Here is a 19,465-nt window from a genome sequence, read left to right on the forward strand (position 1 = left end):
GGCGAGCAGGTACAGGCCGGCCAGCCGCTGTTGCTGCTGCACGCCCAGAGCACTGGCGAGCTGGCCTATGCGCTGGACTACGCGCGCAACGTCGGCAGCATCATCAGCATCGGCGACTGAGCCTGCAGCGGGCGGCGCGTCAGCGCCGCTACCCGCCCTGTCCATTGGCAGCACGCGCAATAAAAAAGGTTCATCTCCCAATTCCGGGGAACGCAGCGCGGATTTTGAGGAAGAAGTAGGCGTCATCGCGGTAGCCGTAGGCGATGCGCTTGATGACCTTGATCCGGTTGTTGATGCCTTCGACCAGGCCGGTGTGCATCGGCCAGCGGACCCGGCTGAGGATGCCGCGCCAGTAGGGGCGCAGGCATTTTGCAAAGTGCATCAAGGTCGGGATACCGCTCTCCCGGGCGTGGCGCAGCCACTGCTTCCAGGCCCTGCGCCAGGCCCAGGCCGTCGGCACGTTCCATAGCGCCTTGAGCTGTTCCTTCATCACATAGACCCCCATCAGCGACTGGTTGGCTTCCAGCACCTCGGCCAGCCGGATCTGCTCGTTGTCCTTCAGGTTCCCCGGGTTGCGCAGCAACAGCCAGTGCGAACGCTTGACCACCCGGCGTGCCGGCCTGTCGTGGCGCAGCTGATTGGCTGCATCCACCCGCACCCGGCTGATCACCTCGCGACCGTATTTGGCGATTACGTGGAACAGGTCGTAGACCACACGGGCATCCGGACAGTGCTGCCGGACCTCCAGGTCGTAAGCCGTGTTCATGTCCATCGCCACGGCTTGGACCTGGGCGCAGCGCTCGGGCCCGAGCAGTTCGAAGAATGGCCGCACCTCGGCGCGGCTGCGGCCACGGCCCACCCACAGCACCCGCTTGCGCTCCACGTCGACCACGACCGTGGCGTAGCGATGGCCCTTCTGGATCGCGAACTCATCCATCGCAATCCGGCGTACGCCGTCCAGGTCAATTGGCCCCATGCGGCGCTCCAACGTCCGGAAGTCGATCGCCTTGGCCGTCTTCCAGTCGATGTCGTGCCAGTGGGCGGCATACCTCACCGAGGTTGCCGTACACAGCCGGGCCACGCTGTCGGCCAGCCGCCGGGTCACCCGGGCGTACCGCTCCAGCCAGTCCAACTGCTCCAGCCGCGGGCCGCAGCGTGGACAGGCCAGCCGCAACCGCTCGACCTCCAGCTCCACCGGATCCTCGAACAACGACAGGTCGCGGATCCGGCGCACCGTGCGGTCGTGAATCGCCTCAACCGCCTCGCCGCAGCCGCTACAGCAGCGAACCTGGTCAGGTGCTGGCGTCAGCTCCAAGATCAGCCAGCGACGAGCTGCGCGTGGCTCGTGCCGCCAGCCCGCCACCCGATATCCCGCCCAGCCACCCAGTTGCGCAATACAATCCCCGTCGGCCACGGCCGGCCCCAGCTTGTTGCCTCGAGAACAACAATTCTGCCCGGTCGGCCGTGCGCCTCTCTCCCCTCAGTTGGGAGAAGAACCATAAAAAACCCCACAACGGCGTGTGGGGTTTTCAAGCGCTGGCGATCAGCCACCGCGGCGCATGCCGATCCGGCCCTTGCCGGAGCAAGGCCAATGGGCTTTCAGTCGCCCTGCTGCTTCTGCAGGTGCTCCCAGCGCTCCTGCGCATCGATCGTGCGCTCGGCGGTCAGGCGCGCCTCCAGACGGTCCAGGCCGATCTCTTCACCGGTATCGACGCAGTAGCCGTAGTCACCGGCGTCCAGACGCTTGAGGGTGGAGTCGATCTTGCCGATCAGCTTGCGGTAGCGGTCACGTGTACGCAGCTCCAGCGAGTTCTCCGTTTCACGGGTGGCCCGTTCGGCCTCGTCCCCGATATCGCGTACTTCCTCACGCAGGTTTTCAATGGTCTGCTTGGATTCTTCCACCAGCTCGGCACGCCAGCTGATCAGGCGCTGGCGGAAGTATTCCTGTTGCAGCGGATTCATGTACTCCTCGTCGGCCGACGGCTTGTAGCCGGCGGGGATCTGAGGACGACCAGTTGCCTCATCCATCACGTAGTCCACCACTTTGTATTGCGGGGCGGCCTTGTTGGCACGCACAGGCGAGGTTACCGCCACGGCCACCTTGCCGATGGGGCGTGCCGCCGGCTTGGCCGGGGCAACAGTCTTGGGAGCGGTCTTGGCAGCAGTTTTCGAAACAGACACAGGATTACCGGATTGCTTGGATTTGGGTACGGGAGCCGCAGTGGCGCCCGGCGATGATGCTTGAGTTACAGGGCGCGCATTTTTCACCACGGCCGGTGAAGAGGAGGCAATGTTGCGTGTTGCCGCCTGCTTGCGCGGCGCCGGAACAGCCGCCTGGGCAGTCGTGCTGACCGCGCCGGTGGTTTTCTTGCTGGCCGTCTTCGTGGCCTTGGCAACGAGGGTGCTGGCCGGTTTGCCGGCTGGCTTGGCGGGCGTCTTTTTCACGGCCACTTTGCTGACTGGGCTGACGGCCTTCTTGGCTACCGGCTTGGCCGCCTTGGTGGCAGCCTTCTTGACTGCCGGCTTGGCCGCCTTGGTGGCAGCCTTCTTGACTGCCGGCTTGGTCACCTTGGTGACAGCCTTCTTGGCTACCGGCTTGGCCACCTTGGTGGCAGCCTTCTTGACTGCCGGCTTGGCCGCCTTGGTGACAGCCTTCTTGACTACAGGCTTGCCCACCTTGGTGGCAACCTTCTTGGCCACCGCCTTGGTTGTCTTGGTCACGGCCTTGCTGGTTGCCGGTTTGGCAGCCTTGACCACGGCCTTGGGGGCGGCGGTCCTGGCGGCGGGTTTGACAACCGTCTTACTGGCCACAGGCCCGGCCACCTTGCCGGCAGCCTTTTTCGCCACGGGCCTGGTCACCTTCACCGCTGCCTTCTTTACGACGGGCGCGGTTACCGCCTTCTTGGCGACAGGCTTGGCAGTTTTCTTGGCGGCCTTTGCGGCCTGCTTAGCAATTTTAGTCGCAGCCACGAAACGCTCTTCCTTGTTCCCCCGGGGCCCGGGAAGCGGGCCTTTATAACGTACCCGACCGGGGCGGGCAACCTCGGAGCCAAAAACCCTACGCCGCCGCCGCAGCGACAGCCTCCCTGCTGCCGTATCCGATCAGGACCCACCGGCCGCACCTGCATGCCGGACAGTCATCACGGTCTCCGTCAAGGAAACCAAACCTGCAGGGCTGATCCTGCGACAAGGCCGCCACTTTGCCAAGTGGCCTATCATCTGCAGGTGATCTCACGACTGCTCATCGTCCTGCTGCGCGTCTATAAAGCCTTCATCAGCCCGATGCTTGGCCCCCGTTGCCGTTTCGTGCCCAGCTGCTCGGAATATGCGATGGGCGCCATCGCACAGCATGGCCCATTGCGCGGTCTCTGGTTGACCACCACCCGCCTGGCCCGTTGCCACCCGCTGCACCCGGGTGGCTATGACCCCGTCCCCGGCACCGTCCGCTGCCATTGCACAGGAAACGCCCCCATGTCCTCTACCCTGATCATCAACGCCCGCCTGGTCAATGAAGGCCGCAGCTATGCCGCCGACCTGCGCATCGAAGGCGAGCGCATTGCGCAGATTGCGCCTGGACTGACCCCACGCCAGGGCGAGACCGTCATTGATGCCGCCGGCAAGTGGCTGCTGCCGGGCATGATCGATGACCAGGTCCACTTCCGCGAACCGGGCCTGACCCACAAGGGCGATATCGCCAGTGAATCGGCGGCACTGGTTGCCGGTGGCCTGACCAGCTTCATGGACATGCCCAACACCAACCCGCCGACCCTGGATTCGGCCGCGCTGGAGGCCAAGTACGCGCTGGCCGAGGGGCGTGCCTGGGGCAATTACGGTTTCTACCATGGCGCCTCCAACGACAACCTGGAAGCCATCCGCGCACTGGACCCGAAAGCCACCCCGGGGGTGAAGGTATTCATGGGCGCCTCCACCGGCAACATGCTGGTGGACAACCCGCAGACGCTGGACGCGATCTTCCGCGACTGCCCGACCCCGATCATCACCCATTGCGAAGACACGCCGATGATCAACGCGCTGGCCGCGCAGTACGAAGAAAAGTACGGCGATGCGCTGACCGCCGAACAGCACCCGGACATCCGTTCGCGCGCCGCCTGCCTGAAGTCCTCCGAACTGGCGGTGTCACTGGCCAAAAAGCACGGCACCCGCCTGCATGTGCTGCACATCTCCACCGCCGACGAGCTCAAGCTGTTCGAGCCCGGCCCGCTGATCCGCGCCGATGGCAGCCGCAAGCAGATCACCGCCGAGACCTGCGTGCACTTCCTGCATTTCGCCCGTCCCGACTACAAGGAGAAGGGCAACCTGATCAAGTGCAACCCGGCGATCAAGGAAGAAAGCGACCGCCAGGCGCTCATCGCGGCGCTGGCCAATGATGTGATCGACGTGCTGGCCACCGACCATGCCCCGCATACCTGGGAAGAGAAGCAAAAGCCCTATGCCCAGGCTCCGTCCGGGCTGCCGCTGGTGCAGTACGCGCTGGTGGCCGCGCTGGAGCGCGACGGCCTGAACGCCATCATGCCCGCACTTGAACAACAGGCCGTATCCGGCCTAGACCCCGCCGCAACGCCCGTAACGGATTCGCATTCATGACCCAGCCGACCCAACACCAGAAGGTGCTCATCGTCGACTTCGGCAGTCAGGTGACGCAGCTTATCGCTCGCCGCCTGCGCGAGCTGAACGTCTATTGCGAGATCCACCCCTATACCAAGGCGACCACAGCCCTTGAGGTCATGCAGCCGCAGGCCATCATCTTCTCCGGCGGTCCGTCCTCGACCACCGAAGCGGACAGCCCGCGCGTCGACCACAAGGTCTTTGAATACGGCGCGCCGATCTTTGGCATCTGCTACGGCGAGCAACTGATTTGCGCCGAACTGGGCGGCAAGGTCGAAAGCGGCCACCACCGCGAGTTCGGCCGCGCCGACATCAGCATCGTCAAGGACAGCCCGCTGTTCGACGGCATCGCCGCCGCTGGCGAGCAGGAACCGGTGTGGATGTCGCACGGCGACCGCGTGACCGCCATTCCGGAAGGCTTCGAGGTTATCGCTACCTCGGAAGGCGCGCCCTATGCCGCCATCGCCAACGCCGAGAAGAAGATCTACGCCGTGCAGTTCCACCCCGAGGTGGCGCACACCCCGCGCGGCGCGCAACTGCTCAAGAACTTCCTGTTCAACATCGCTGGCCTGACCGGCGACTGGACCATGGCCGCCTACCGCGACGAGCAGGTCGCCAAGATCCGCGAACAGGTCGGCGACGCCAAGGTCATCTGCGGCCTGTCGGGCGGCGTGGACTCATCGGTGGCGGCGGTCCTGATCCACGAGGCGATCGGTGACCAGCTGACGTGCGTGTTCGTGGACACCGGCCTGCTCCGCAAGGACGAGGCCAAACAGGTCACGACCCTGTTCCGCGAGCACTACAACATCCCGCTGGTCCACGTTGACGCTTCCGAGAAATTCCTCGGCGCTCTGGCGGGCATCTCGGACCCCGAGACCAAGCGCAAGACCATCGGCCGCTTGTTCGTCGAAGTGTTCGATGAAGAGTCGTCCAAGATCGAAGGCGCGGAATTCCTCGCCCAAGGCACCCTCTATCCGGACGTGATCGAAAGCCTGTCGGCCTCGGGCGGTCCGTCGCAGGTCATCAAGTCGCACCACAATGTGGGCGGCCTGCCGGACTATATGAAGCTGAAGCTGGTCGAGCCGCTGCGTGAGCTGTTCAAGGACGAGGTCCGTGCCCTTGGCCGTGAGCTGGGTCTGACCGACGCCTTCGTAGGCCGTCACCCCTTCCCGGGACCGGGCCTTGCCATCCGTATTCCGGGCGAGATCACGCCGGACGCCGTAGCGACCCTGCAGGACGCCGACGCCATCTATCTGGACGAAATCCGCAAGGCCGGTCTCTACGACGAAATCTGGCAGGCCTTTGCCGTCCTGCTGCCGGTCAAGACCGTCGGCGTGATGGGCGATGCCCGCACCTATGAAAAGGTTCTGGCACTGCGCGCCGTCACCTCGACCGACGGCATGACCGCCGACTTCTTCCAGTTCCCGTGGGAAGTTCTGGCCCGCACGGCCACCCGCATCATCAATCAGGTCCCGGGCGTGAACCGCGTCGTCTACGACGTGACCTCGAAGCCTCCGGGCACCATCGAGTGGGAATAAGCTACAAATGAAAAGGGCCGGTCGTTATCGACCGGCCCTTTGTCTTTCGGGATCAGGCTTTGCGGACTGTCATGGCTGAAAATACACCGTCCCTCAGCACCCACGCATGCATCAGGGCGGCGGACAGGTGGGCGACCACCAGGGCGAACAGGGCCCAGCCCAATAGGCCATGAGCATCGCGCAGCACGCCGTACAGGGTCGGATTGACCGGCGCGATGGGCGGCAGGATCACGCCATCAGCCAGCCGGATGGGCCAACCGCCCGCCGAGCGCATGGCCCAGCCGATAATCGGCATGGCGAACAGCAACCCATAGAGCAGCCAGTGGCTGAGCCCCGCGATCAGGCGCTGCACCTTGGGCACAGACGGCGGCAGGGGCGGCGCGCCGGAGATCATACGGTTGACCAACCGGATGACCACCAGCACCAGCAGCCCCAGACCCAAACTCTGATGCAGGTTCAGCAGGGTAGGGCGCAGGGTCAGCGACGACATCATCCCCACACCCATGAACAGCATGGCCAGCACACCCGCCGCCATCAGCCAGTGCAGCAGACGGGCCAGCAGGTTGAACTGTGTCCTGTGATCGCTCGAACGGCGGCGGCTCATCGGGCGTCTCCCTTCGGCTGGCCCACAGCGTCGGTGGCGCGGCCATAGCCGATCTCTCTGACGCGGGCGTTGTAGGAGTGGGCATAGATGCCCGCGCGGGTTTTCAGCACGGGGTCGTCCGACAGCGCCATGCCTGCCGGAACCAGTGTCGGATCAAAGTTCACATCGCGGCACGCGCCGTTGGTCTGATCGGAGACTTCGGTGACGGTCAGGGTGCCCAGCGTCACCTTGCGGCGGCTGTCCGGCCACGGCTGGGACGGATCATCGACCGGATCGCCCGGCTCGGCCAATTGGGCCACGATATCCCACAGCAGCGGACCCTGTTTCACCCGCGTTCTCAGATCGTCGAACAGATAGTTGGGACCAGCGCTGGCCTTTGTTTCTTCGCTCAGCGGCACAAAGGCCTGACGCGGTTGCAGGGACCAGCGCACGGCGATCTTTTGTCCCTCGGCATTGGTGAAGATGAAGGCGTTGACCACATTGAATGTCTCGCCCGCAAAGCTGCCGGACCAAGCGGCCTGCTTCTCCCAGGCCAGGAATTTGGCCGCTTCGGGATAGGCCTTCAGGAAGGCCTCGACCTTGGCCGGATCGGGCTCTCCCGTCGCCGGATCGGGTTTGAAAGCCGCCCCGCGCGCCAGGAAACCCTCGGGGTCGCGCGTCACGAAATAGGGGATGTTGTTCAGTTTCATCCGCCATTGGTCGCCATCACGCCCGGTGAGCATCAAGGCCATAGCCTGGGTGCGCCCTGCCAGGTCCGGCGCATGGGGATTGCCACCGCCAAAGCTGAAACGGCCCAATGCGGGGATTTCGCCGCTGCTGAACACCGTCGCGGTCGATAGACCGGCGGCCTCGTCCGTGGGGGTAAAGGTGCCGGCAAAGCACAGACCCCGACCGTGCGCGCGGCGATATCCGGCGGGGAAGTCTTCGGGCACATTCTTGAGGAAGGTGGAGGTGGTGACGGGTCGCCCGACCAGCCCCGCGCTCCATGCAAATGCCCCTGACAGCCCCAGCGCGATGACGCCTATGCCCGCAAATGCGAGGACCTTACCGCCCTTGCCAGCCTTCTTGCCCGTCATGGCCCTTTGCCCCTGTGATGGTACTTAACCGGCTCAATACGTTCAGCCATCATGAAACGATCTGTCCGCGCCACACAATTGAGCGTGACCTTGGTCGGGCGGTAACGGCGCGGCACACGGTATGGTGGATTCCATTAGTGGGGCGTTGTGGCCACTCGTGCTAGCTTTCCGACTGTCAGTACAAATAAATTTCAGGAAATCAGTTTAAAAAACAACAGAATCCGGAATTAAGCTTTACCATAAACATATGTCATTAATCGTGACGATTTATCTCCGTTTCTGATTTTCGCGTCGTGGGGCGTGTGGGGGATAAATGTCAAAGAAGCGGGGCATCCGTGCCTGGATGACGTCAGCATCGGCTGCCGTCCTGTTGGCGGTCGGCGCAGGTCATGCGCATGCGGAAATCTTTGACGTCGGCGGAAAGCCCCTGCTGTTTGCGGGATCGGGAACAGGGACGGGCATGGTCCTCAATTCCACTCGAACCTACAGCAACGTCATCACGATCGATGGCACGCGGATCGATGCCCGTGTCACAATTGTCGGGTTGGACAGGGCGACTGTCACGAGCTTCGATTCCACCAGCCAGCCCTATAGTGAGACTAATTTTTTCCAGCCCAGTGTGAACATCAGCTCTGCTGGCGGTTCGGTGACCTTCCGCATCGACTTTCTGGATGACAAGGGCGCACCCGCCACGCTGCAGAACTTTTATATCAATACCTACGATCTTGACGGTGCAGGCGGGAACACTGCTGGTCGGCAGTTCACCGATTTCAGCGGCTTTGCCAGCTATGCGCTGGCGAGCGGTAGCTATATCCAACTCGAGAACGTGGCGGGCGGAACGCGGTTCAAGACGACGGTCGGCGGCAACTTTACCGATCTACCCGGCACCAATGAGTTCAACCTCATTCGTGCCCGCGTGCTTTACACCTCTGCGTCAAGCGTCACGGTCAAGCTCGGGGATCTGGGCTATACAGGCACGGCCTATTTCGGACTGGATTTCAGTCTGGGCTATGAATTCAACAACATTGTCGATGATACCACACCCCCCGTTGTAACGGCGGACCAGACGTTTTCGTATGCAGAAAACCAGGTCGCCGGAGCCAAGGTGGCCACTGTGGCGGCGACCGATGCTATTGGCGTGACCCAGTTCCGCTTTGCCGCCAATTCCAGTCAGACAAGTGCCGACGGCTATTACACCATCGATAATACGGGTGCTGTTCGTCTGACCGCAGCAGGCGCTGCGGCGGGGGTATCGCGAAATGACTTCGACATCCTGCCCAACAGTTTCACCTATGTCATTCAGGCGGCCGATGCCGCCAATAACTGGTCCACGCCTGTCTCGATCAGCCTGAATGTCACGGCGGTGGCCCCCACGATAACAGGGCCCAGCGGCGGTGCAGGGGCCAGTGCGTCAGAGATTTCGGTCAATGAAAACCAGACGGCTGTGACTACGGTCACGGCCAACCGTCCGGTCAGCTGGTCGATTACGGGCGGGGCTGACCGCGCCAAATTCAGCATCGATGCGACGACGGGCGTCATCACCTTTGTCGCTGCGCCGGATTTCGAAGCGCCGACCGATGCGGACACCAATAATGTCTATGTGCTGGTGGTTACGGCTACGGATGCGGGATCGCTGACGTCCACCCAGACCATTTCGGTGACTGTTCTGGACGTGCCTGACAATCCGCCGGTGATCAGCGTGCCCGGCGGCACGCCCGGCGCGGCGACACAAGCGGTCTCCGTTGACGAAAACCAGACGGCTGTCACGACGCTGACCGCTTCGCCAGCCGTCACATGGGCCATTTCGGGCGGTGACGATGCCGACAGATTCACGATTGTCGCGGCCACGGGTGCCCTTTCCTTCAAGGTGGCGCCCGACTTCGAAGCGCCGACCGATGCCGATGGCGACAATGTCTATCAGGTGAAGCTGGCGGCGACCGGTGCCAATGGTCTGGTCTCCTATGTGACATTGAATGTCACAGTGCTGGACGTCGCAGAGGCGAAGCCCGTGATTACGGGCCCCAGTGGCGGCCCCGGTGCGGCGGCTTCCGGCGTTTCGGTCAGCGAAAACCAGACGGCGGTGACCACTCTGGGCGCCAACAAGACCGTGGCGTGGGCGATCACCGGCGGCGATGACGCCGGCAAGTTCGACATCAATGCTTCGACCGGTGCGATCACCTTCAAGGTGGCACCGGACTATGAGGCCCCGACAGACACGGACACCGACAATGTCTATGTGCTGGTGGTCACGGCGACGGACGCCAATAACGAACGCTCGACCCAGACGGTCTCGGTGACGGTTCTCGACGAGCCGGAGCCTGCACCCGTCATCACCGGCCCCAGCGGTGGCGCGGGCGCGGCGTCCTCTTCAATCGATGTGAACGAGAACCAGACTGCGGTCACCACGCTGACGGCCAATGGCACGGTCGGCTGGCAGATCACAGGCGGGGCGGACGCCGGCAAATTCAATATCGACGCCTCCAGCGGCACGATCATCTTCAAGACGGCCCCCGATTTCGAGGCCCCCACCGACGCCGACACCAACAATGTCTATGTGCTGGTGGTGACGGCGACCAATGCCGACAATGAGACAGCCACCCATACGGTGTCGGTCAGGGTGCTGAACGTGTCGGAAACGCTGCCCGTGGTGACGGGACCCAGCGGCGGCGCGGGGGCGGGCGTATCGGCCATCTCGGTCAATGAGAACCAGACGGCCGTGACCCAACTGTCCGCAGACCGGACCGTCGTATGGGCGATATCGGGCGGGGCGGATGCCAGCAGGTTCAATATCGATGCGGCCAGCGGCACGATCACCTTCAAGACGGCCCCCGACTTCGAGGCTCCGACAGACGCGGACACCAACAATGTCTATGTGCTGGAGGTGCAGGCCACCGACGCCAATAATGAGGTCGCGACCCAGACGATTTCGGTGACGGTACTGAATCTGCCCGAGCCTGTGCCTGTGCTGACCGGCCCCAGTGGGGGCGCTGGGGCTGCGGCCTCTGCCGTTTCGGTCAATGAGAACCAGACGGCGGCAACCAGCCTGTCCGCCGATCGCGCGGTCACTTGGACGATTACGGGTGGGGCGGATGCCGCCAAATTCGTGATCGATGTCACTACGGGCGCGATCAGCTTTGTGACGGCCCCGGATTTCGAGAATCCGACCGATGCCGATGCGGACAATGTCTATCGGTTGCAGGTCACGGCCACGGACGCCAATAATGAAACCGCCACCCAGTCGGTCGCGGTGACGGTGCTGGACCTGCCGGAACCTGTGCCGGTACTGACGGGGCCCAGCGGCGGGGCAGGGGCGTCTGCCTCGACGGTATCGGTGAACGAGAACCAGACGGCTGTTGCAGGCCTGAGCGCCAACCGTCCGGTAAAATGGACGATCAGCGGCGGTGCGGATGCCGGCAAGTTCACAATCGATCCTTCAACGGGCGCTCTGACCTTTATCACCGCGCCGGATTTCGAGACGCCGACCGACGCGGACAAGGACAATGTCTATCTGGTCGAGATCACGGCCACGGACGCCAATAACGAGATCGCGACGCAGACGATTGCGGTCACTGTACTGGATCTGGTCGATACCAAACCGATCATTACCGGCCCCGGTGGCGCGACGGTCGAGGGCAATCTGGCCATTGCGGTACCTGAGGATCAGGCCGAGGTCACAACCCTTGCCTCCAGCCGCCCTGTCAACTGGCAGATCACCGGCGGTGACGATCGGGCGCTGTTCAAGATCGACAGCGACGGTGCCCTCTCGTTCATTCAGGCCCCTGATTTTGAAGCGCCGACGGATGCGGACGCCAACAATGTCTATGTTCTGGAGGTTACCGCCAGGGACGGCAATGATCTGGATGCCGTAGTGACGGTCGTTGTCACTGTGGAAGACTTGGATGACACCAAGCCGCAGATCACAGGGCCGGACGGGGTTGCAGGCGCGACGAGTTCACGCATCAGCCTGCCCGAAGGGTTGACCGAGGTAACGACCTTCACGGCTGACGAGCCGGTGAAATGGTCATTGGCCGGAGGCTCGGACGAGGCCTTTTTCGCGATCGACACCGCGACCGGCGAACTGGGCTTTTTGGATCCGCAAAGCTACGAGACACCGAACGACAGCGACAAGAACAATACCTACATAGTCGTCGTTCGGGCCACCGACGCCTTTGAAAACGCCAGTGAGCATACGCTGACGGTCGAAATCACCGATGTTGACGAGGTCGGAAACCGTATTGCGGCCATCGCCTATGAACTGAGGTCAGACCTTCGCACCTATGCGTTCAACAGCCTTGGCGACATGCTGTCGTTCAATGAAAGCGTGTTCCGCGACATCGCTGACTGTGAGGCCAGCGCCGCGCAGGGCAAGCTGACACCGGGCATGCAGTTGAACGAGTTCAACCAGGGCAGTTCGCTGGACTGGGCCAAGACGCACTGCACGGCACGTTACCGCGTCATTGCCAACGCGGGCGCGGCCATCACCCACAATGACGGTGACTGGACCCGCCGTGGTCTGGCGTCTGTTCGCGTTGAAACGGAAGTGAGGCAGGACCTGACCCTGGGGCTCGGCCTGATGGGAAGCTTTGCCAACAACGATCTGCCCTCGTTTGCGGACAGTTCGATCAGTGACCGCACGTTGCAGATCAACGGCTATGTGAAGGCACGACTGGCCGAGAACCTGAGGGCGGGGGCTTTCGCGGGCTTCGGCCGGGCATGGTACGACTTCGACCTGCAGCAAACCGGTTTTGATCTGACAGGCAAGATGGAGGGTCGACGTCAGGTTTATGGCGCGATGCTGAGCGGTGATATCGAGGTTCGCGATGTGCTGCTTACAACGGACATCATCCTGTCACGCGCTACCGAGGATCTGGGCCAGGCGCGACTGATCGGTACGGCCGGGGATGAAACGCGCAAGGTGATGTTCGCGGTCGGCGACGTGGACATGACGCGCATCAGCATTCCGGTTTCGGGTGAGCTCAACCTCTGGGGCAATGATCCCAAGGGATGGCAGTCCAGCCTAAGGCTGAGTCCGGGCGTGCTGTGCGAAGACACCTCGGCCAGCGATAGCGCCCTGACGTGCGGCTATCAGTTCGGCGGTCGCCTGATGGCCCGGAAAGAGCATTCGGGCGGGGGCTATATAGACTACAGATTTGAGTCCGTTGATCGCAGAACGCGAAACATGATCGGCGTCGGCTATCAGTACATCTTTGGCCGGAACGACAATCTGGAATGGGCGGTCGATGTGACCGGCGGTGTGGTAGAGGGGCGTTCGGACAACCGCGCCATGCTGACCTTCCGCGCCAGACAGTAGGCATAGGACATGGAAAACCCTCCGGATTTCTCCGGAGGGTTTTTTGTCTGGCCACCAGGCTTGGATCAGTACTGCGGCGGCTTTCCGGTTTCCTGCACGGTGATCCAGCGCGTGACGGTAAAGGCATCGACACCCGCATCACCGCCAAAGCGGCCATAGCCGGTGCTCTTCACACCGCCGAACGGGGCCATCGGCTCGTCGGCGATTCCTTGGTCATTGACGTGGATGATACCCGTTTCGATGCGGTTGGCGACCGCGAGGGCCTCGGTCATGTTTTCCGAGATGACGCCGCCGGTCAGGCCGTATTCGGTGTCATTGGCCAGTTCGACCGCTTCATCCACGCTGTCCACGACGTGGATCACGGTCGCAGGACCGAAGATCTCGCCGTAATAGACATCCATCTCCTTGGTCACATCGGTCAGTACGACAGGGCGGATCAGGGTTTGCTCGTCACCCTCGATCTCGCCGGTGCCGGTCAGGACGGTCGCGCCCTTGTCGATGGCATCCTTGAGCAGGGCCGAGACGCGCTGGGCCGCGCGCTTGTTGACTACAGGGCCTACAAAGGTCGCCGGATCGGACGGATCGCCAGACGGCAGTGCCTTGACGGCCTCGGTGAAGGCCTTGGTGAACTTCTCGGCCACTTCGCGCACCACGATCACGCGGTCTGTGGACATACAGATCTGGCCCGAGTTCATGAACGACCCGAACACGGCGGTTTTGACCGCATAGTCGATGTCGGCGTCCTTGAGGATGACAAGAGGGTTCTTGCCGCCCAGCTCGAGGATGGCGGGCTTGAGGTATTTGGCGGAGGTGGTGCCGATGATGCGGCCCACATGGGTCGAGCCGGTGAAGTTCACTAGACGCACGCGCGGATCGGCGATCAGGGTCTCGACGATTTCGCCCGCATCCTTGATGTCATTGGTAATGACGTTCAGGGCACCGGCCGGAAGCCCGGCCTCGATCAGCACATCGGCCAGCAGCAGCCCGCACGAGATCGGCGCATCTTCCGACGGCTTCATCACGACGGTGTTGCCGACGGCCAGCGGAATGGCGATGGCGCGGATGCCGAGGATGAAGGGCGCGTTCCACGGCGAAATGGCCGCGATGACGCCGTAGGGCACCTTCTTGGCATAGGAGCTGACGCCCGGCATCTGGGTCTGCAGCACTTGACCGCGCGGCTGGGTGACGGCGGCGGCGGCTTCGCGCAGGATCTCGATGCACAGTTCGACGTTGAACGCGGCCCACGGACGGGCACCGCCAACCTCGGCGGCCATTGTCTCGACGGCCTGCTCGGATTTGGCTTCCATGATGTCGGCGGCACGCAGGAAAATCTTGCGGCGCTCGTACGGTAGCATGGCCGACCACTCCGGAAAGGCCTTTGCCGCGGCATCGACTGCGGCGGTCACATCCTCGGGCGTCGCGGCGGCCACCTTGGCGAAGACTTCACCCGTCCACGGGGAGACATCCTCGGCTGTAGCATTGCTGCGGGAGGGGACTTCCTTTCCGCCGATAATAAGGCCGCGACTGATGGTGCTCATAAGCTTCTCCGGATAGGGGCTGGCGGGCGGCGGTCTGCAAACCAGGTCGCAAGTCGCGCGCGGGCCGGTGTTGCCCGGTCGATCTCTGGTGTAGAGTTTAACCCGTGGGCCTTGGGCCTTGTTCCGCTTCATCGCATGGACAAAGGTGGAAAGGCCCCCGACCGTGTCGAGGGCCCCGTTCCGGATCAGGCCTCTTCGGCCAGAACTCGTTTCGCATTGCGGCGGCTGTACAGGAAATAGACCGCCACACCTGCGATGTTCCACATCAGGAACCACAGCAGGGTGTTCTGCGGCAGGCTGAACAGCAGGTACAGACAACCTGATATGGCCACAGGGCCGATGATCCAGGCCATCGGCGTTCTGAAGCCGCGCGGAAGGTCGGGCTGCCTTACCCGCATGACCAACATGCAGAGCGCCACCGAGGTAAAGGCCACCAAAGTACCGGCATTGGCCATAGCCACGATCTCGTCCAAAGGCAGGAACAGGGCGATGGTGCCCACGACCACCGCTGTGAACAGGGTGATGCGGACAGGTGCGCCCTTTCCGGATACCTTCGACAGACCGCGCGGCAACAGGCCGTCACGGGACATGACGAAGAAGATACGGCTCTGGCCATAGAAGAAGGCCAGAATGACCGTAGGAAGGGTCAGCACCGCTGTGATGGCCAGGAAGCTGGCGGCGAAGGGCTGGTCGATCAGTCGCAGGATAAGGGCCAGCGGCTCGGGGCTGTTGGCAAAGCGTGTGAATGGCGTGCTGCCCAGTGCGGCCAGGGCGATAATCGTATAGATGGCCGCGCAGGCCAGCATGGAACCCATGATGCCGATGGCCAGATCGCGCTTCGGATTCTTGGTCTCCTCGGCGGCGGTGGCGATGGCGTCAAAGCCATAGAAGGCCGAGAAGATGATGGCGGCGGCGGCCATGATGCCGCGCTCTATACCGTCGGGGCCCATCGTGCTGCCAAAGCCATAGGGGCTGAAAGGCTGCAGGTTGGCGGCGTTGAAATGGGGCAGGGCGAACCAGACGAACATGGCCAGTGCCGACAGCTTGATGGCCACCAGCAGCATGTTGATGGCCGCGCTCTTGCCGGTGCCGATAAGCAGCACACCCGCGATGAGCACAATGATCAGCAGGGCCGGAAGGTTCGCAGCGCCGCCCGCATGCGGCCCTCGCATCAGGATTTCCGGCATGCCCAACCAGTCATGGAGCAAGGGCGCGGCATAGCCTGACCAACTGACGGCCACGGCGCTGACGACAAGGCTGTACTCAAGTATCAGGCTCCAGCCCACCATCCACGCCAGCATTCGGCCCAGGACCACGTGGGTATAGGTATAGGCACTGCCCGAAGCGGTGATGGTGGATGCCATCTCGGCATAGCAGAGCGCGCCGCAGGCACAGACGAAACCGGCGATCAGGAAGGATACCAGAACGGCGGGGCCGGCCTTGTCGGCGCCGATGCCGATCAGTGTCAGAATTCCGGTACCGACAATGGCACCGACGCCCATAGCGATGAGATGCGGCCAGCTCAGGCTGCGGGCGAGTGTGGGGGACGCTTGGCCCATAGGGGGAAGGGCTCCGAACTAAAGCTTACAGTGCGTGGGAACGGCCGGTTCAGACCGTTGGATCAGGTGTGGACGCCAGAAGGGCGCGAAGGCCCGGCGGATGCGCGCCCTTGATGGTCAGGTGTGGCGAACAGTTGGTTTCCTGATCGATGCGATGGAGGCGGATTTCACCCGAAAGGGCATAGTGTTGGCTAACGGACAAATAGACACTTTCGCTCCACAGTCCGTGCATTACGGAGTCCATATCGCGGCTGAGCAGGGCCATCAGGTGCTGGTTGGCATCGACAACAAGGCGCATTTCCACGCCGGGCCATCGACACAGTATGCCGTCGGCCGCACGGGAGCGGACGGTTTCGATGGCGGGATCGCGCTCCCGGTCCACATAGACGACGCCCTGAACGGAAACCCCGCGTGCGGCTGCCTTGGACAGCAGGGGCATTATGCGGTCTTCCAGTTCGGGAAAGATGTCAAAGACGATGACTTCGCGGGCATTGGCGATCATCTGGGCACAGTGCGCCCAGACATTATCGACCGAGCGGATCTGATACAGCCGGTCTTCGGCGACATGCGGTTCCAGATTCGACAGTGCCGAACGGGCCGTTTCGGCCTGTACGCTCAGCCGCTGTTCCAGCGACTTGATCAACTGGTCCGGTGAAATGGCGCGGAACAGGCGCGGCTCTCCCCCGTCGTCGATGACCGCGCCTTTTTGGGCCAGGGTCGAGAGCGTCTTGTAGGTATTGGCCTGAGCCTTGCCGATGCCCTGGGCTATACGATAGCCGGTCGAGGGCCCCGCACGCAGCAGTTCGCAATAGGTTAGAGCCTCTGTCTCGGTGAAGCCGAGCGGCATCAAGGTTTCTTCAGGCGTCATTGGCCCTCCCGTGCGAAATGCACTTTACGCGTTGACTATAACCAACGTCCCCCGCCGTATCGTTACACATTTCTCATTTGACTAGTAGTGCTGACTACTAGCTTTCTTTGGCGGTGGCGTGCCGTGTACGTCCGAAAGGCCGGTGCGGATGCCATCCTATCGATAGAGGGAACGGTCGAGCACCTTTCCCCAAGGGGAGGAAGCCTTGTCTTTCAGAACACTTATGGTGGCGGCTTCGGCGGCCTGTATATTGATGGCCTGTACGGGGCCGGGTGCAAAAGGTGGCGCAAAGCCCGAATACGGCACCTTCGGTTTTGATACCGCAGGCATGGATCGCGCGGTCGCGGCGGGCGATGACTTTTTCAGTTACGCCAACGGAACGTGGGTGAAATCGACCGCCATTCCGGACGACAAGTCCCTGTGGAATACCTTCTCGGTTCTGGCTGAGAAATCGGCGGGGCGGGTCAAGGACCTGATCACCAATGCGCGTGACAACCGCGATCAGGACGCGTCCAAGGTCGCTGACTTTTACGCATCGATGATGGACGAGGCGGCCATCGAGGCCAAAGGCGCGGAGCCGTTGCGACCCGAGCTGGCCCGTATCGCGGCGCTGTCAGACCGCAAGGCCCTGTCGGCCTATATCGGCGAGACGATGCGCGCTGATGTCGATCCGCTCAACTACACCAACTATTACACCGACCGTCCGCTGGGCCTGTGGGTGGCGCAGGATCTGGACGAACCGGAACGCTATGTGCCCTATCTGATGCAGGGCGGGCTGGGCATGCCGGACCGTGATTATTATCTGAATCCGGCCCCGCGGTTTGTTGCGCTGCGTGACCAGTATCGCGCCTATATCGCCACGCTGATGAAGCTCGCGGGCTATGACCGGGCCGAAGAACGCGCCGACCGGATCCTGGCGCTGGAAATCCGTCTGGCCCGTAGCCATTGGTCGCAACTGGACACGGGGGATGTTCAGAAGGCCAACAACACCTGGTCCAAGGCCGAGTTCGCCCGCCGGGCACCCGGTATGGATTGGGACGCCTTTTTCCAATCCGCCGGTTTGAGGGGCGTGGACAGCGTCAAGGTCTGGCAGACCGATGCCATCAGCGGCTTGGCCTCGCTGGTAGGGTCCGAGCCTATGGAGACATGGAAGGATTATCTGGCCTTGCATGCGGTGGATCGTGGCGCGCCCTGGCTGTCCAAGGCCTTTGTGGACCAGCATTTCGCATTCCACGGCAAGGCCCTGTCGGGCACGCCGCAACAGGCGCCGCGCTGGAAAAAGGCCGTGGGCATGACCAACAGGGCGCTGGGTGACGCCGTGGGCCGAATGTATGTGGCCAAATATTTCCCGCCGGAAGCCAAGGCCGAAGTCGAGCGGATGGTGGTGAATATCAAGGCGGCTATGGCCCAGCGTATCGAGGCGCTGGACTGGATGATGCCCGAGACCAAGCAGGAGGCATTGGCCAAGCTTGAAACCATGCGCGTCGGCGTGGGCTATCCCAACAAGTGGCGCGACTATAGCGGGCTGGAAGTTCGGGCCGACGATGCCTTCGGCAATGTGGAGCGGGCCAGCCGGGCCGATTATCACCGCGAACTGTCAAAGCTGGGACAGCCGGTGGATCGGGACGAATGGTTCATGGTGCCCCAAGAGGTGAACGCCCTGTTCGCACCCAGCCAGAACTCGATCATCTTTCCCGCCGCCATCCTTGAGCCAACCTTCTTTGACCCCCATGCCGATGCGGCCATCAACTATGGCGCGATCGGTGGTGTGATCGGTCACGAGATCACTCACGGCTTCGATAATCTGGGATCGCAGTTCGATTCCCGTGGCCGTTTGCGTGACTGGTGGACCGCACAGGACAAGGTCCGCTTCAACCGCGCGGCAGACATGCTGGCGGCCCAGTACGATGCCTATAAGCCGTTTGAGGATGCCGCTGTGAACGGGCGGCTGACGCTGGGCGAGAACATCGCCGACGTGGCCGGTCTGTCTGCGGCCTATGATGCGTGGAAACTGTCGCTGGGTGGGAAGGAAGCCCCCGTGCTGGATGGCTTTACCGGCGACCAGCGTTTCTTCCTTGGCTGGGCGCAGAACTATCGTTCGGTGTTCCGCGATGCGGCCCTGCGCAACAAGCTGATGACCGACGTCCATGCACCGGGTCCGTACCGTGCCCAGACCGTACGCAATCTGGATGCCTGGTACACCGCGTTTGACGTGAAGCCGGGACAAAAACTGTATCTGGACAAGCCCGCCCGCGTGCCTGTCTGGTAAGGTCTGCCGCTGGCAGGGCCTGATGCCGCTCTGGCGGGGAATGCTGTAAATTTCAGCATTTCCCGCTAGATCGGAA

11 protein-coding genes are annotated in these 19,465 nt (G+C 62.6%); 4 read left to right on the forward strand and 7 right to left on the reverse strand.

From position 1 onward, the window contains the following. Window positions 1-190: 190 nt before the first annotated feature. Window positions 191-1,414 carry an ISL3 family transposase gene (locus B3H86_RS07510; RefSeq protein ID WP_292052506.1) on the reverse strand — a complete coding sequence of 408 codons (1,224 nt, stop codon included), beginning with the start codon at window positions 1,412-1,414 and terminating at the stop codon, window positions 191-193. 185 nt (window positions 1,415-1,599) lie between these two features. Then, window positions 1,600-2,028 (reverse strand): RNA polymerase-binding protein DksA, encoded by a 429-nt coding sequence (gene dksA, locus B3H86_RS07515; RefSeq protein WP_292052598.1) that lies wholly within the window; start codon window positions 2,026-2,028, stop codon window positions 1,600-1,602. 1,179 nt (window positions 2,029-3,207) lie between these two features. On the opposite strand from dksA, the gene B3H86_RS07525 reads away from it, so the two are divergent. Next, window positions 3,208-4,605 (forward strand): dihydroorotase, encoded by a 1,398-nt coding sequence (locus tag B3H86_RS07525; protein ID WP_414632842.1) that lies wholly within the window; start codon window positions 3,208-3,210, stop codon window positions 4,603-4,605. Beyond that, window positions 4,602-6,164, forward strand: coding sequence for a glutamine-hydrolyzing GMP synthase (gene guaA, locus B3H86_RS07530; protein ID WP_292052508.1), 1,563 nt, complete (start codon window positions 4,602-4,604; stop codon window positions 6,162-6,164). The genes B3H86_RS07525 and guaA overlap by 4 nt, the downstream gene beginning before the upstream one ends. A 52-nt stretch (window positions 6,165-6,216) precedes the next feature. On the opposite strand, the gene B3H86_RS07535 is transcribed toward guaA, so the two are convergent. After that, on the reverse strand, window positions 6,217-6,768 hold the full coding sequence (locus B3H86_RS07535) for a cytochrome b (protein WP_292052509.1): 552 nt from the start codon (window positions 6,766-6,768) through the stop codon (window positions 6,217-6,219). Beyond that, window positions 6,765-7,844, reverse strand: coding sequence for a catalase family peroxidase (locus B3H86_RS07540; protein WP_292052510.1), 1,080 nt, complete (start codon window positions 7,842-7,844; stop codon window positions 6,765-6,767). The genes B3H86_RS07535 and B3H86_RS07540 overlap by 4 nt, the downstream gene beginning before the upstream one ends. Before the next feature lie 313 nt (window positions 7,845-8,157). On the opposite strand from B3H86_RS07540, the gene B3H86_RS07545 reads away from it, so the two are divergent. After that, complete coding sequence (locus tag B3H86_RS07545) at window positions 8,158-13,155, forward strand: cadherin domain-containing protein (RefSeq protein ID WP_292052511.1); 4,998 nt, start codon at window positions 8,158-8,160, stop codon at window positions 13,153-13,155. Window positions 13,156-13,220: 65 nt separating this feature from the next. On the opposite strand, the gene B3H86_RS07550 is transcribed toward B3H86_RS07545, so the two are convergent. From B3H86_RS07550 to B3H86_RS07560, 3 genes are all read right to left on the reverse strand, one after another. Then, on the reverse strand, window positions 13,221-14,693 hold the full coding sequence (locus B3H86_RS07550; protein ID WP_292052515.1) for an aldehyde dehydrogenase family protein: 1,473 nt from the start codon (window positions 14,691-14,693) through the stop codon (window positions 13,221-13,223). Window positions 14,694-14,878: 185 nt separating this feature from the next. Next, window positions 14,879-16,252 carry an amino acid permease gene (locus tag B3H86_RS07555; RefSeq protein ID WP_292052516.1) on the reverse strand — a complete coding sequence of 458 codons (1,374 nt, stop codon included), beginning with the start codon at window positions 16,250-16,252 and terminating at the stop codon, window positions 14,879-14,881. Window positions 16,253-16,301: 49 nt separating this feature from the next. Further along, complete coding sequence (locus B3H86_RS07560; RefSeq protein WP_292052518.1) at window positions 16,302-17,120, reverse strand: TrmB family transcriptional regulator; 819 nt, start codon at window positions 17,118-17,120, stop codon at window positions 16,302-16,304. 205 nt (window positions 17,121-17,325) lie between these two features. Between B3H86_RS07560 and B3H86_RS07565 the strand changes: the two genes are divergently transcribed. Then, window positions 17,326-19,389, forward strand: a complete 2,064-nt coding sequence (locus B3H86_RS07565) for a M13 family metallopeptidase (protein WP_292052520.1) — start codon at window positions 17,326-17,328, stop codon at window positions 19,387-19,389. Window positions 19,390-19,465 lie beyond the last annotated feature (76 nt).

Source organism: Brevundimonas sp. UBA5866 (assembly GCF_002432125.1).
Lineage (GTDB): Bacteria > Pseudomonadota > Alphaproteobacteria > Caulobacterales > Caulobacteraceae > Brevundimonas.

Coding starts and splice junctions, on each gene's coding strand:
- dksA (WP_292052598.1), bottom strand. CDS start 2,028: ATGGATGAGGCAACTGGTCGTCCTCAGATCCCCGCCGGCTACAAGCCG.
- B3H86_RS07550 (WP_292052515.1), bottom strand. CDS start 14,693: ATGAGCACCATCAGTCGCGGCCTTATTATCGGCGGAAAGGAAGTCCCC.
- B3H86_RS07545 (WP_292052511.1), top strand. CDS start 8,158: ATGTCAAAGAAGCGGGGCATCCGTGCCTGGATGACGTCAGCATCGGCT.
- B3H86_RS07555 (WP_292052516.1), bottom strand. CDS start 16,252: ATGGGCCAAGCGTCCCCCACACTCGCCCGCAGCCTGAGCTGGCCGCAT.
- guaA (WP_292052508.1), top strand. CDS start 4,602: ATGACCCAGCCGACCCAACACCAGAAGGTGCTCATCGTCGACTTCGGC.
- B3H86_RS07540 (WP_292052510.1), bottom strand. CDS start 7,844: ATGACGGGCAAGAAGGCTGGCAAGGGCGGTAAGGTCCTCGCATTTGCG.
- B3H86_RS07535 (WP_292052509.1), bottom strand. CDS start 6,768: ATGAGCCGCCGCCGTTCGAGCGATCACAGGACACAGTTCAACCTGCTG.
- B3H86_RS07560 (WP_292052518.1), bottom strand. CDS start 17,120: ATGACGCCTGAAGAAACCTTGATGCCGCTCGGCTTCACCGAGACAGAG.